12 protein-coding genes and 1 pseudogene are annotated in these 12,946 nt (G+C 60.1%); 5 read left to right on the top strand and 8 right to left on the bottom strand.

The annotated features are described in order from the left end of the window. Positions 1–5 precede the first annotated feature (5 nt). The gene (locus QCE49_RS32040; RefSeq protein WP_309806765.1) at positions 6–239 is read right to left on the bottom strand and encodes a hypothetical protein; all 234 of its coding nucleotides are present in this window, start codon (positions 237–239) and stop codon (positions 6–8) included. On the opposite strand from QCE49_RS32040, the gene QCE49_RS32045 reads away from it, so the two are divergent. Continuing rightward, on the top strand, positions 238–1,551 hold the full coding sequence (locus QCE49_RS32045) for an SDR family oxidoreductase (protein WP_309806766.1): 1,314 nt from the start codon (positions 238–240) through the stop codon (positions 1,549–1,551). The two genes, QCE49_RS32040 and QCE49_RS32045, sit on opposite strands and share 2 nt — an antisense overlap. Continuing rightward, positions 1,548–2,012 (top strand): DUF2269 domain-containing protein, encoded by a 465-nt coding sequence (locus QCE49_RS32050; protein WP_309806767.1) that lies wholly within the window; start codon positions 1,548–1,550, stop codon positions 2,010–2,012. Before QCE49_RS32045 ends, QCE49_RS32050 begins: the two co-directional genes overlap by 4 nt. On the opposite strand, the gene QCE49_RS32055 is transcribed toward QCE49_RS32050, so the two are convergent. The 3 genes from QCE49_RS32055 to QCE49_RS32065 form a co-directional block, all read right to left on the bottom strand. Then, entirely contained in the window at positions 2,007–3,017 is a 1,011-nt protein-coding gene (locus QCE49_RS32055; RefSeq protein ID WP_309806768.1) for a beta-glucosidase, read from the bottom strand. The genes QCE49_RS32050 and QCE49_RS32055 overlap by 6 nt on opposite strands. A gap of 230 nt (positions 3,018–3,247) precedes the next feature. Continuing rightward, a complete protein-coding gene (gene glf / locus QCE49_RS32060) occupies positions 3,248–4,567 on the bottom strand; it encodes a UDP-galactopyranose mutase (RefSeq protein WP_309806769.1) in 1,320 nt (439 codons plus the stop codon). Then, positions 4,557–5,783, bottom strand: coding sequence for a glycosyltransferase (locus QCE49_RS32065; RefSeq protein ID WP_309806770.1), 1,227 nt, complete (start codon positions 5,781–5,783; stop codon positions 4,557–4,559). The genes glf and QCE49_RS32065 overlap by 11 nt, the downstream gene beginning before the upstream one ends. A gap of 409 nt (positions 5,784–6,192) precedes the next feature. Here QCE49_RS32065 and QCE49_RS32070 point away from each other — a divergent pair, with 409 nt between their 5' ends. Then, positions 6,193–6,687 carry a DUF892 family protein gene (locus QCE49_RS32070; protein ID WP_309806771.1) on the top strand — a complete coding sequence of 165 codons (495 nt, stop codon included), beginning with the start codon at positions 6,193–6,195 and terminating at the stop codon, positions 6,685–6,687. 352 nt (positions 6,688–7,039) lie between these two features. On the opposite strand, the gene QCE49_RS32075 is transcribed toward QCE49_RS32070, so the two are convergent. From QCE49_RS32075 to QCE49_RS32085, 3 genes and pseudogenes are all read right to left on the bottom strand, one after another. Further along, positions 7,040–7,915 carry a manganese catalase family protein gene (locus tag QCE49_RS32075; protein ID WP_309806772.1) on the bottom strand — a complete coding sequence of 292 codons (876 nt, stop codon included), beginning with the start codon at positions 7,913–7,915 and terminating at the stop codon, positions 7,040–7,042. A 257-nt stretch (positions 7,916–8,172) separates the two neighbouring features. Next, positions 8,173–8,606: pseudogene (locus QCE49_RS32080) on the bottom strand (ferritin-like domain-containing protein). Between the two features lie 374 nt (positions 8,607–8,980). Further along, positions 8,981–10,258, bottom strand: a complete 1,278-nt coding sequence (locus QCE49_RS32085) for a DUF2252 family protein (RefSeq protein ID WP_309806773.1) — start codon at positions 10,256–10,258, stop codon at positions 8,981–8,983. Positions 10,259–10,471: 213 nt separating this feature from the next. Here QCE49_RS32085 and QCE49_RS32090 point away from each other — a divergent pair, with 213 nt between their 5' ends. Both QCE49_RS32090 and QCE49_RS32095 read left to right on the top strand, forming a co-directional pair. After that, positions 10,472–11,017 carry a DUF4142 domain-containing protein gene (locus QCE49_RS32090; protein WP_309806774.1) on the top strand — a complete coding sequence of 182 codons (546 nt, stop codon included), beginning with the start codon at positions 10,472–10,474 and terminating at the stop codon, positions 11,015–11,017. Positions 11,018–11,151: 134 nt separating this feature from the next. Beyond that, positions 11,152–12,069: a hypothetical protein gene (locus QCE49_RS32095; protein WP_309806775.1), complete on the top strand. Its 918-nt coding sequence runs from the start codon at positions 11,152–11,154 to the stop codon at positions 12,067–12,069. A 169-nt stretch (positions 12,070–12,238) separates the two neighbouring features. Here the strand turns inward: QCE49_RS32095 and QCE49_RS32100 are convergent, their stop codons facing one another. Continuing rightward, positions 12,239–12,520 (bottom strand): hypothetical protein, encoded by a 282-nt coding sequence (locus QCE49_RS32100; RefSeq protein ID WP_309806776.1) that lies wholly within the window; start codon positions 12,518–12,520, stop codon positions 12,239–12,241. Positions 12,521–12,946: the final 426 nt, after the last annotated feature.

Here is a 12,946-nt window from a genome sequence, read left to right on the forward strand (position 1 = left end):
GACGCTCAGCCCAGCGACATCAGCAGATGGATCGTGAGGCCGGCAACAAAATGTCTGGGTTTCGGATGCGCGGTCTGGTTCACTTCTTGCGGCCACAGCCAATGACTAACTGCGCTTACCGGGGCGGCTGCGTGCTTGCCATGCAAGCGCGCGCAAACGCCGAGCGCAGCGGTTGACAACAACCCTGCCGCGATGCCGGGAAGTAGAATGTCTCTGGTCGCATCGATGCCCAACGCCATGGTAATTTTCCTCACGGGTTCAACGGGACTGCTCGGATCGCGAATCGCGTCGGCGCTCGTCGCGCAGGGACATTCGGTCATCTCTTGTGCGCGGCATGCACCTTCGAATGCGTCGGACGCGCGCAATGGGCCGCTCCGCCGCTTTGTTCGTTTGGATCTCGCGTATGTAAGAGACCAAGCAACGTTGATGCCGCTTCTCAAAGGCGTCGACGTCGTTGTGAATGCGGCGGGTATCTTTAGCGATCGCACGGGCCACGACTTCGTACGTCTGCACGCCGATGCGCCCATCTTGCTCTTCAACGCCGCTGCGCGCGCGGGCGTGCGGCGTATCGTACAGATTTCGGCGCTCGGCGCCGACGAGCACGCGGCAAGCGCCTACCATCTCACCAAGCGTTCTGCGGACGATGCATTGCGCGCGCTGCCTGTCTCCTCTCTGATCGTGCAACCCTCGCTCATCTTTTCGCCGGAAGGCCCTAGCACAAAGTTCTTCACCTCCTGGTCGACGCTGCCGGTCGTTCCGCTTCCAGGGCGCGGCGTTCAGCGCGTGCAGCCGGTGCATATCGATGACGTAGTCGAATTGGTGACGAAAGGCGTGCTAACAACGCACGTGAGTGCAGCAGCGAGTGAGACCGTAATGGCGGTTGGTCCCGAATCAATGACAATGCGACGTTATCTCAGCGTACTTGCACGTCTTGCGAACGCGGCGCCGCCGACATTCCTTCCGATGCCGATATGGCTCGTGGCATTGGCCGCAAACATCGGCCAACGCCTGCCCGGTGCCTTCATCAGCGTTGATGCGCTCGCCATGCTTGAGCGCGGCAACACTGCGCCCGACGACGGGATGCGCCGGTGGCTCGGCAGGCCGCCAGTTGCGTTGTCGCAATTGCCCTCGATGCCGCGCAGCTTTGGCATCGAGGCGAAACTCGGATGGCTTGTTCCGTTGCTTATCGGTGCTGTTGCAGTGGTATGGATCTGGACGGCCATCGTTTCGGCGTGGCTTTACCCACAAGCAGCGAGCTTGGAATTGCTCGCCCGCGTGGGCGCTCCGCCGGCCATTCGTCTGTTTCTGCTCTATGCGGCTGCTGGGTGCGATCTGCTGCTCGGCGCGTCCTCTTTGTTCTGGCCAGCGCGTCTTGGCCCAAGGACGCGCCCGTGGCATTGCCAGATCGCGCTCATCGTCTTTTACTCCCTGTTGATCACTTGGCGGTTGCCGGAGTTCTGGCTGCATCCTTATGGGCCGCTGTCGAAAAATCTGCCGATGCTTGCGGCACTGGTCCTTCTCGCTCACATCGATAGAACCGACTCAACGTGATCTATCTCGCCATCAAATGGGTGCACGTGCTGTCGTCGACGATCCTATTTGGCACCGGTATCGGCTCCGCGTTCTATCTACTGAGCGCCACGCTCGGCCGTGATGCGCGCACCGTCGCCCGCCTCAGCAAGCTCGTGGTGCTCGCCGACTGGCTCTTTACGGCACCCACCGCGATCCTTCAACCGCTCACGGGCTTTCTGCTGTTGCAGATCGCCGGCCTCTCGATGCGCGCGCCGTGGCTCGCGTGGTCCGTCGCGCTCTACGTATTCGCCATTGCATGCTGGCTTCCGGTGGTGTGGATACAAATCCGTCTTGCGAAGGAAGCACGTGCGTGCGCGATGGTCGGCGCGTCCCTTTCGCAACGCTACTGGCGGCTGATGACCGCGTGGACAGTGCTCGGCGCGCTCGCATTCGTCGCGTTTCTCGGCATCTTCTGGCTGATGGTGGCGAAGACGCTATGAACCGCTGCGTCGCAATGTATCTTCTTTCGCTGACCGACGAGTGCGCATTAAGGCAAATTCGGTGGTCGGATCGGGTCGCCCGTCGGCCGCGGCGCGAGGATCGCGCTGCTTTTCGAACCGGGGTCGCTGCGAGGCGAGTTCTTCCGCGAGCGGATGAAAGACAGGTCGGTTGGGTCTAGGTGATTTGACGCCCTGGCGGTCTTCGGTGGGGTAGCCCAGCAGTCCTGTCTCGCAGTGCCGGTCGTTCGACCAGCCAGGATAGTCCAGGACTGGATACAGGCACAACCCCTCGACCGGCACGCCGGCCGCGCGTGCCTGAAAGACCTCGTCAGCCACGAATGACAGCCATGGGCGTCGCATTTCCCCTTCGGCGCCCGTTTCGGCAATCACCAGAGGGCGGTTGTACCGACGGTACACTTCTTCAAGCATATCCGACAACGAGCGATACGATGCGTCGCTTGGTCCAAGCTCGCCGCCTTCGATAAGCCACTGGTTGAAGCTGTAATAGTTCAACCCGACGATGTCCAAATAGGCCTGCGCGCCTCCAAGCCCAGGCCAGAGCGACCCGGTGAGCATGTCGAACGCTTGATATTGGCTAAGGCGATGACGCTCGGCGTCATCCCTGCGTTCTGGCAATCGAGAGACAACGTTGATCAACGGCTCGGTAGTAATAAAGCGCGCGTCCGGAGACACTGAACGGACCGCATCCGTTGCAGCGATGGTCGCGCGAACCAGTTGATGTTTGAGTTCAAGTCCGCGTCCGAAAGCCGAGGGACGAATGTCGCCGACCTCACCGCCGAACCATGACCAAAACGAAATCTCATTGATGAGGGTGAAGATCGGCGTTTCTTCGGTTTCCGATGCGATGACCGCAGCAGTGGCCGCGGCAAATTTCGCGAATGCTTCGACAAACTGAGGCCGCCATATGTCGATATGATCCGGCCAGCCATAATGACAGAGGTCCCAGACGACCTGCGCTCCTGTGGCGCTCGCCGCGCGCAGCATTGGTAGTACGCTCGACCAATCGTACCGACCGGGTTGGGACTCAACAAGGTGCCAGCGCACTGCGTCCCTGACGGTGGCTATCCCGTGTTCCCTCAGGCTGGCGTAGTCAGCGAGCGCATGTACGTCATGTGCAGTCGAACTCAGCAGGTCGAGGCGCACGCCGTCATTTCGTCGATGGCTAGCGCACTCGAAGCCACCCCAAAAAAAAGACTTGAATTCAGGCTTAGGCCTCATCGTGATGGAACGTCCGTCTCGGTGTGAAGTGGGGCGTCAGCCATGAGATGCTCATCGCGATGACCCGTGCTCTGCGCGATGGCTCTATCGCCTGAGCGCGACTCTGCCTCGATCCGCGCATAAACGGCGAGCGCCTGCCCGATCACCTGGTCCATGTTGTAATAGCGGTAAGTTCCCAGGCGTCCGACAAACGTGACGCCAGACGTTCGATTGGCCAGGGCTTCATAGCGCTTGTAGAGCGCCTGGTTTTCTGCGCATGGGATCGGATAGAACGGGTCGCCCGTGGGGCTTGGATATTCCAGGGAAATGCTGGTTCGCGGATGACACTGACCGGTGAGGTGCTTATATTCGGTAATGCGCGTGTACTCCACGGTTTCGTCCGGATAGTTGACTACTGCCACCGGTTGGAGCTGCGGTATGTCAAGGGTCTTATGCGCGAACCGGAGCGAGCGATATGGCAAATTGCCAAAGCAGAAGTCGAAATATTCGTCGATCGGGCCGGAATAGATGGCGTGCCTGAAGCGAACGTCGTCGCGCGCTTGTCGAAAATCAGTGTTGAGCCTGATCGTGATCAACGGATGCGATAGCATCGCTTTGAACATCGGTTCGTAGCCCTCAGCGGGCATGCATTGAAATGTATCGGCGAAGTAACGGTCATCGGTGTCGGTACGTGTGGGCACACGGGCAGTGACCGACTTGTCTAACTGCGACGGATCCATGCCCCATTGCTTGCGGGTGTATCCCCGGAAAAACTTTTCGTATAGCTCACGGCCGACCGCGCTGACTACGACGTCTTCCGACGTGAGGACATGGGGCAACACCTGCGCCCGTTCTGCAAGAAAAGCGCGCGCCTCCACCGACGTCATGTTAAGCCGATACAGAATGTTCAGAGTAGTCAGGTTGATGGGGATCGGCACCAACAAGCCATCGACGTGGGCCTTCACACGATGTTCGTACGGACGCCACTCGGTGAATCTCGATAGGTAGTCAACAATCCGTTGCGCGTTCGTATGAAAGATGTGTGGCCCATAGCGATGAATTCGGATTCCCGCCGCGTCAAGTTCGTCATAGGCGTTCCCACCGATGTGGTCCCGGCGGTCAATAACCAACACTGTTTTGCCGAGGCCAGCGGCGAGCCGTTCCGCAAGAACGGCGCCCGCGAAGCCGGCCCCGACGACCAGGTAATCGAATGGCTCGCTAGGCGTGCGGCTTGTGCCGGCAACGCGATGGCCTCGCTCAGCGTCGCCGGCTTCGATGCTACCAAGGGCGCGGTTACCGCCGATTCCCAAGTCGCGCCCGCTCAAGTCATTGCGCATCGCTCACCTCGTGCCCTCGATCCAGCGCCTGTAACACGACGTCGTGCATCTGCTCGAAGGTGTCATCCCAACTCATACCCAATAGCGCCTCATCTGCCGCTTGCTCGACAGTGAGACGGTCCGCTGATTGCTCGAGGGCATCATCGAGAGCCTCTACAAACGACGATAGCGAGGTGATGTTCTTGCACGCATTCACGATTCTGATAGCACGGCTGCCGCCGTATCGGTGCACGACATCGGGAACAGCGGTGGACACGACAAGACGTCCGCCCGCAAGATATTCGGGCGTTTTCGTTGGACTAATGAAGCGCGTGGATGCGTTGAGTGCAAACGGCATCATGGCGATGGCCCAGTGTGCGAGAAATGCAGGCAGGTCGGTGTACGCTTGCTTGCCGAGATAGTGAATATTTGGAGATTGAGGCAATTCCGTCCTATCTATCTTGACGACCGGGCCGATCACAACGAATTGGATGTCAGGCCGTGCGGCTGCCGCCTCGCGCAGCAGGCCCGTGTCGAAGCGCTCATCGACTACACCGAAGAACCCAACTCGCGGATGCGGTATCGCCCGCTGAATATCCGGCTCAGGGAGCGCCTCTCGGGCTTGTCTGAAATGCGCGACGTCGACGCTGCTTGGAAACAGGTGAACGGCCCGGTGATGCCGCCGTTTAGCCTCGTATAGGCTTCGCCCACCGGCAAAAACGAGATTTGCCTTCGCGAGCAGGGCCCGCTCGGCGAGTTGCAGCGAAGCGGGCGCGCCCTTGAACGCGCTCAGTTCGTCCATGCAGTCGTAGACAGTCGCGACCGGCGTGAGGGACGGCGCGCATGGCATCGCTATAGGGGTATAAAACCAGAGGAGATAGCGCTCCAGGCCTGTCTCTGATACCAGCAGGTCAATTAGGCGTTTCTCAGCAGCGTCGCGCTCGAGCACTGTGCCGACAGGAAGACACGGAACCACAACGATCGGGCCCGTTGGGCTGCGCCGCACGTCGAGGCGTGCCTGTCTCTCGTTAACATCGACCGGCTCTTCGATAAACCAGACCGGATAATGGTTTGACATCCTAGACATGATGTGTTGCGGCCGCTGATATACGAAGTCCCAGCGAAGATGCGAAAAGCAGATCACGCCATTGAAAGCGTCCTCTCGCAGATATGGCTTTCGCTCGTCCGCCGTCAAAATTATCTTGCTCGCCAGCGCTGGATGTTGACTTCTTGTCATGACGGCCCCACGGGTTCGTTTCAGCCCCTGCTTCCCGGTACCTCAACCGCCGGGAAACGACGACCGACCGGAGAGGGCACTGACCAATCCGTACATCGGCTTGGTAGCAATGAGCAAGGAAGATGCCTTGCGCACGGAAGGGGAGGCGCCTTGAGAGAAGGCTGGGGCGTGGCTCATTGCGCTTGGTCTGGGCAACTCAACTCTGGATGATCGCTGAGGCGCTCAACAGTTAAGGGCTGCCGAACTAGCGAACCTGCCGTTTGCGGGTGGAATTAGACGGGGCAACCACTTCACCTCGTGAACGGGAGCGGTGAATACGGCACGAACCGCTGCAGCGGCCAGACACGACGCGGCACGACAGTTGCGGATGCTTCTGCACCCCACCCACCGTCTCAATAGGAGAATCGCCATGGCTGTCGCCACTCTCAACGATCTTTTCATTCACGGACTCTCAGATATTTATAGCGCAGAGAAGCAGTTGACGAAGGCGTTGCCCAAACTCGCCCGAGCGGCGACCAACCCGGATTTGTCTGCAGCGTTCAAGACCCATTTGGCGGAGACCCAAGGCCAAGTGGAGCGCATTGACCAAGTGGTTGAAACCTCCGGGATCAAGCTGATGCGCATGAAGTGCGTCGCGATGGAGGGGCTCGTCGAAGAGGGACAAGAGCAGATCGAAGAGATCGAGAAAGGCCCGATCCTTGACGCAGCGTTGATCGCGGCAGCTCAGAAAGTCGAGCACTATGAGATTGCCGCATACGGGACACTTGCCACGCTGGCGAAAAAGCTCGGTTATACCGACGGTATGAAACTTTTGCTCGAGACGTTGGAAGAGGAAAAGGCGACGGACGAAAAACTGACGATGTTAGCGAAGCAAGAGCTTTCTGAAGAGGAGGTTGGCAAATAAGCGCGTTTCTGTGCATGGGCGCTCCGAGCTCCCAGGGCAAAGGGGCTTCGGGTGCGCTTCAACGCAGATGCTGTGTACCGGATGCCCGCCCGACCGTCGCGGGCGTTTTTCACTGCGCCGTCGGCCCTCGAAGAGCGCATCTGCAGTTGCGCTCGACATTGACGATTGCTTTATATAGCCGGTTGCAACTTGTCCTTGGCAGTCCTAATCGGGCTGGTAGCGGGTGATCCGCTATATTCGAAATACTGGCTGCTACCTTTTCCGCCGCCGCGCGAGCAAGCACACTGGAGCAACCGATTTCGGGCAGGGTGCCGACGCTGTCGATAGTAGCTCGAAGCGTCGGCCTAGCGGTCTATACCTGATCTGCCTTGCCCGCACCGAGATCCGCACCGGTGGTCGGATCCGCCGACGGATCCGAAGCAGTGCGCGATGCCATCGCCTGCAGCACCTGCACGTCTTGCTCGGACACGCTAACGGTCGCCGTGCCGTCACCGCCGTCGACAGCTGGTTGCGGATCTTGGACGAACTGCCAGTCGCCGCCTTCGTTCCACGGCCCGCGCGCGTCATCGCCCTTCGACATGTTGAAATAGACGCTCGTGAACTCCGGCACACCCGGCAACTTTCCTTGCGGAAAGTTCGGTTGTATCGAGTGCAGCGCCTTCTCGAACGACTTCTGATGCGCGATTTCGCGCGTCATCAAAAAGCCCAGCGCCTCCTTGATGCCAGGATCTTCCGTTACGTTGATGAGCCGCTCATAAACGATCTTGGCGCGCGCTTCGGCTGCGATGTTCGAGCGCAGATCGGCGGTGGGCTCGCCGATCGTGTCGATGTACGCGGCGGTCCACGGCACGCCGGCAGAGTTCGTCAGCGGCGAGCCCGCTCCGTAGAGAACCTGCGTGATGTGCGAATCGTTGCCCGCACCGGTCAGCGATCGATACAGCTCCGCTTCCTGCTCGACGGCTTCTGCAAGCTGACCTTTCGCGCCCTTGTTCAGCATCGCCACGATGGAACCGATGATCTCCAGATGGCTCAGTTCTTCCGTCGCAATATCGGACAGCAGATCCTTGCGACCTGGATCATCCTCGCTGACGGCTTGCGTGAAGTAGCGCATCGCGGCGGCGAGCTCGCCCTGCGGCCCGCCGAACTGCTCCAACATGAGATTGGCGAGACCCGGGTTCGGCGCGCCCACGCGCACCGTGTATTGCAGGCGTTTGTTATGGACGAACATTTGAACGACTCCTTTTTCAGGGAGCGGAAGTCCTTCACGGACTCCGCGTGAATCGTCGATGTGAGAATATCTTGCTCGCAGCGGCCAAGAGGATCGCGGATGCGTCGCTTACGGTCGTGATGCTGCGGTCTCAGCGCGTCGGAACCGCGCTGGCGTGTGGGGGAAAAGGCTGCGTTGTAGGACGGGGCTGCATACACTGGCCACAACACGAATGAGCAACACTTATGCCGCGACGGGGAAGCGTAGCGATGTATCGCTTACTTCTTGGCTTCTTGTCCGCTCGCCGAGCGATCGAGGTACTCGACGGAGATCGACGGGATGTGCTCGAGAAGCCACTGCGCCATCGCCTGCTCCTGCGCAGGATGCGCTCGCATGCCGCGCGCGTCGATGCATCGCCGCATCGTGTGGCCGCGGCGATCAGCGACGTGTATGACGCGATCTCCAGATTCTCGAAGACGTAGCTCATGATCGCGCCTTTGACGACCTCGTCAGTCATCGTCATGCCGCCTGCGGCTTGCGCGAACGCCATCATCTTCGCGGCGAGATCCTTGACTGTCGATGTGGATCCGCCGAGCCGATCGATGCATTCGGCCACGATTTTTTGCTGACCAAGCGTTTCCTCGAGATGCTGATCGATGCGCGCCTTGAGTTGCGGATAGTGCTCCAGCCGCCCGGATTGGGCGCGCAACATCTGTTCGGCCTGTTGCTCCACTCCCGTGTGCGATATGTCGAAGGATTAACGCAAAGCCAAATGCTCGACACGCGGTTTCGGACCCGCAATCGACATGCCGCGTAACCGCCGGGTCCTTGCGTGGCTCACGCGCGACAGAGCAGGAATCAATTCGCAGGGGTGGCGTGCCTCTGCGGGGATCCTGTGCGCCAGGGCGATGATGCTTTTCCAGGGATAGTAGGCGGTAATTGCGCCGGAATTTCGATCGCAACCGCCGTGATCCAGGCAAAGACGGCGCGCTGGCCGCTCAGGCCCACCTTGCACCCAATCAACGCGAACAGCGATTCCACGCCATCGTGAAAAAGCAGGATGAAGCGTCACAAAACTCCTGGGGGCTAGGTGTGTTGCCGTTCGCCTGACTTCCTTTCGTCAGAAGCCCCCTGCAGCGGTCTTTCCAGCGCATAACGGCGGCAATGTTCGAGGTATTGCGCTTCGTGCGTCACCAGCAACTCGACAATGCTACGCCATAGCCACAACGGCGCGCCGGAAGACGCCGGTGCGCTGATCCGCAGTTCGGTGAGCCAAGCTTTGCGAGTCGCCGCATCCATCTGTCCGGCGTGCGCCTGACCGACGACAAGAGCAAGAAAATGCGCCGCCTTGACCGCGTCCAACTCGGAGAGGTGTTCGGCGTCGAACTTCAAATCTTGAGGCATCAGCTCGCGGACAACGACGGCGCAGCCGTCAAGCCGCGCCGCAATCATGCGATCGCCGAGTGAGGGTGATAAATGCCGCGCACCTTCGACCACGCGTCTTCCGTTGTCACGCGGGAGACGATGCCCCACAGCGATCGGCGCCGCAGGCGCGACCGCTTCCTTGATGTCGATGAGGCAGGGTGGATCGCCCGTGGAACACGCCCCGTCGATGTCCAGCAACACCGCGTAGCGGCGCCGACCTAGGGAACTGCACCCCTTTACCCAATAGGCGGCATCGAGCACCCTTATTGCCGAGTCCTCGCTTACCGCGTCGCCCAGCATTGCGCGAATCAGCGTGGGTGCCCCGGATCCGAACAGCGCGTGAATCGCCTGCCTTTCGCCACTCGACAGGGGCCAGAAGCGCTTGCCCAGCGGGATGTGGGGCCTTACATGCTGGAGGTTCTGCCGGGCAAGCTGACGCCGGGACCGGTTGAGCGCTTCCTTCATGGCAATCCTGACGACTTTCGGCCGTTGCGCCCGTTCAGTCTCGTCGCTGCACGAGTCGTCGAACGCCTGTTTATAACCCCCGAACAGTGCGTCCGCTATGCGGCTGCTGATCACGCCTGGCAAGTCCGAGCTGCGCGCTGCGGTTGCAAGCGACAATCCCAGACGGAGTAGGTCGTGCAGCGGATTGCCGATCACGGTCTGGTCAAGGTCCCGAATGTGGACGGCGACGTCGCCCGCCGCGTCCGCGACCGGTCCCAAATTGCCGAGGTGGCAGTCGCCGCAGATCCATACGGCCGGCCCCTCCGGGAACGTCCCAGCTCGCTGGCTCTGCATCCACTCGTAGAAGTGAGCGGCAGTGCCCCGTTCGTATGCGTGAGGCGAACGCGCCATTTTCTGCTGGCGAATGACGGCAAGCACCGGCTGCCTCGCGTCCGGTTCCGGGTACATTGTCGATCTGGCGGTTTTCTTTGCCATTGCGGCCCCTCGGGCAGTACGTATCCCGCTTTACCAGGTAGAAGCTCGAAACGTGCCATGGCGTGAATGCGTAGTTCGATGCTGCTCGCAGCGGCAATGCGCCCCCCTGGATGCCAGCCGCGGGAGCCTCTGCGGTTCCTCCGTACACTGACCCATTAGTCGGCATCCGGTTTGCTGGTTCGTCTCCATTACTGGCTCTTCAGGAGACATGTCATGAAAATCCGGACCACCCTTGCGTCGGCAATCGCGACGACGGTTCTAGTCGCCGCGCCCGCCGTCGGCGTCGCGCAGACGCAGGCGGCGAGCACCACACAGGCCAATAGCTTGGCACCGGTCGACAAGGAATTTGTCCAGGCCGCGTCCGAATCGAGTTCAACGGAGATTGACGCATCGAAGCTCGCCAGTAAGCAGTCGCAGGACAAGGACGTCAAGGACTTCGCGCACCGGATGATGATTGATCACACGAAGTTGAGCGTGCAACTGAAGATAGCCGCACCGCACGGTGTCGCCGTTCCGAAGGACAACTCCGATACCGCTGTGCTTGACGCGCTAAGGCCACTGAAGGGCCGCGAGTTTGATTCTATGTATATCAAGAAGGTCGGTGTCGAGGGGCACGAGAAGGCGGTCGAGGCATTTCAAAAGGAAGCGCAGCAAGGACAGAACGCTGAGCTCAAGAAAGCCGCTCAGAAGGCGCTTCCGACCATCGAGCATCACCTCCAGATGGCCAAGGCGCTCGCTGCGAAAAAAGGTGTCCAATGAAAGAGGCGAGCCGGCAGTCTACGATCGCCTCGATGCCGGGAGGCGGGCGGCATAGCTCCGTAGCTGCTCCCTTTCCGGCAGCCGAGCCTCAGGGCGTGAGTGAGGGCGGCCGCGAAAGCCCCCAATCAGGAGGAATGGTATCCAGCACCGTCTCGGAAATCGCATTTGACATCGGCTGGGACTTCGCGCGTTTCGGGCGGTTCTTAGATGCGGCGACACGCGATATTGATATTCGAGCGGGCTTCGCGGCGGGGCATGAGCACTTTCGCGTTCCCCAGCACCTGCCCAATCGGTATATTGCGAAGTGGCTGCAGCTTCGCCTGAACGCCTTCAGGCGCCGCCGATTGCTCAATCCGGAAGTCACCCCTGAATACCTTAAGCGTATCGACTGTCCTACTTGTCCGATCACGCTTGTCAGCCTCACTCACGCCGCCCTGCGCGACAGCGATTGGTCCGTCGATCGAATCAATAACGATGGCGCATACGCTGCGGGGAACCTCATGATAATGAGCGTCAAGGCGAATCGCGCCAAGGGCTCAAAACGTTACCTCGAGGTAGCTCGGCTAGCAGAAGCGAACGCCTCAACGGAAGGCCTGCGCGCTGCTGAATGGGCGCGGCTGGCTTGCGTCATGGCCGGAGCTGAAGAGTCTGCTGACCCAAGCTCGGCCCTGAGGCCGCTTCTTACCCGGATTCCGGAAGATTCACGCGTGCCCCTTTACTACGTTTTCCAGCAGATTGTCCTGAACGCCGCATCCACTGCAGCGGGGCGAAACCGGGCTGTAAAGTCGTTCAACCGCCTCCATCCTTCGATTGATCGGCGTCTGGGGCTACGTTTCGCCGCTGAAAGGCTCGCCGTCGCGCTAAAGCGCGTTGAGTACCCCTACGACGCGCTCGCCGATGCAGTCGTTCAGCGTTTTTTACGTGCATGGTTCGCCTCTTTACCGCGTACTTCGGTCCCCGATCTCCTCCTTCTATGCTCGGAGCATGGCGCCGAACGTTGCGAACCGGCTATCCCGGACGCTTGGTCCATCCAAACGCTTGGGCGTTTCTGAGCTGCACGCTGGGCAGCGTTGCCTCGAGCAACTTTCGATGTTGGTTTAAATTCGGGAACGAAGGTACGCCTGCGTCGAAGGACGAGCCAGTGTATCTGCCAAGTCACCGCTAGCCGACGTCGGCGAGGCCAGTCGTGCGCTTAAGCCGACAGCGCGTCGCGCGGCAACTTCAAAGAGACAAATCGGCCTCGGGGTCGCAACGCTGCATGGACACGCCAACAAGGAACGGTAGTCCCGCGAGGCGTTCACCGGTCAGCCGCAGATCCCGGACTTCTCCCCGACAAATGAGCTCTAAGCCTTCCGATGTCGGTCCTACTCTAACGACCTTCACTCGTTCGCAGGACAGCGCCTCGAAAACCCGATTCACATCAAACGGCGTGCCAGGTGTCGAGCGAACGAGGATGCTAACGTCGATGATTTTTGTTTTAGCATGTCCGATTTTGCTCATCATGTTCCTCGTTCTCAGTGCGGGCCACCGGAATTGCTCTTCGCAACGATGAAGCGCCAGTACAGCGCGTCTTGCGGCTTTGCCCTGCGAAAAGATACGCGCCGTTGTCTTCGCGCGTGCGTCGCATTCCTTGACGATCTTGCGCCCCTTTCGCGCATACGGCAAACCGACTAATGACACCTACTGATCCGAGAATCGGTCGCATCCCATGCGAGCGTGCGCTGGCGACGATCTCGGCGAACTCCGACTGAATCGGACAAGCGACGAATTGTGCTGGATGTGCTCCGCGGGATTCACCTTGGGGCGGACGTGCAGGCGCCTAACTTGTCTAGGGACACGCGTCGGCGCGAGCAACGGCGAACGCGAAACCGCGGCCTAAACATTGCTGCTGCGGAGCTTGACTGTGGCTGCAATCGACCTGGCGGAGAT

It is taken from the genome of Caballeronia sp. LZ008, assembly GCF_031451435.1.
In the GTDB taxonomy this organism is placed as follows: Bacteria; Pseudomonadota; Gammaproteobacteria; order Burkholderiales; family Burkholderiaceae; genus Caballeronia; species Caballeronia zhejiangensis.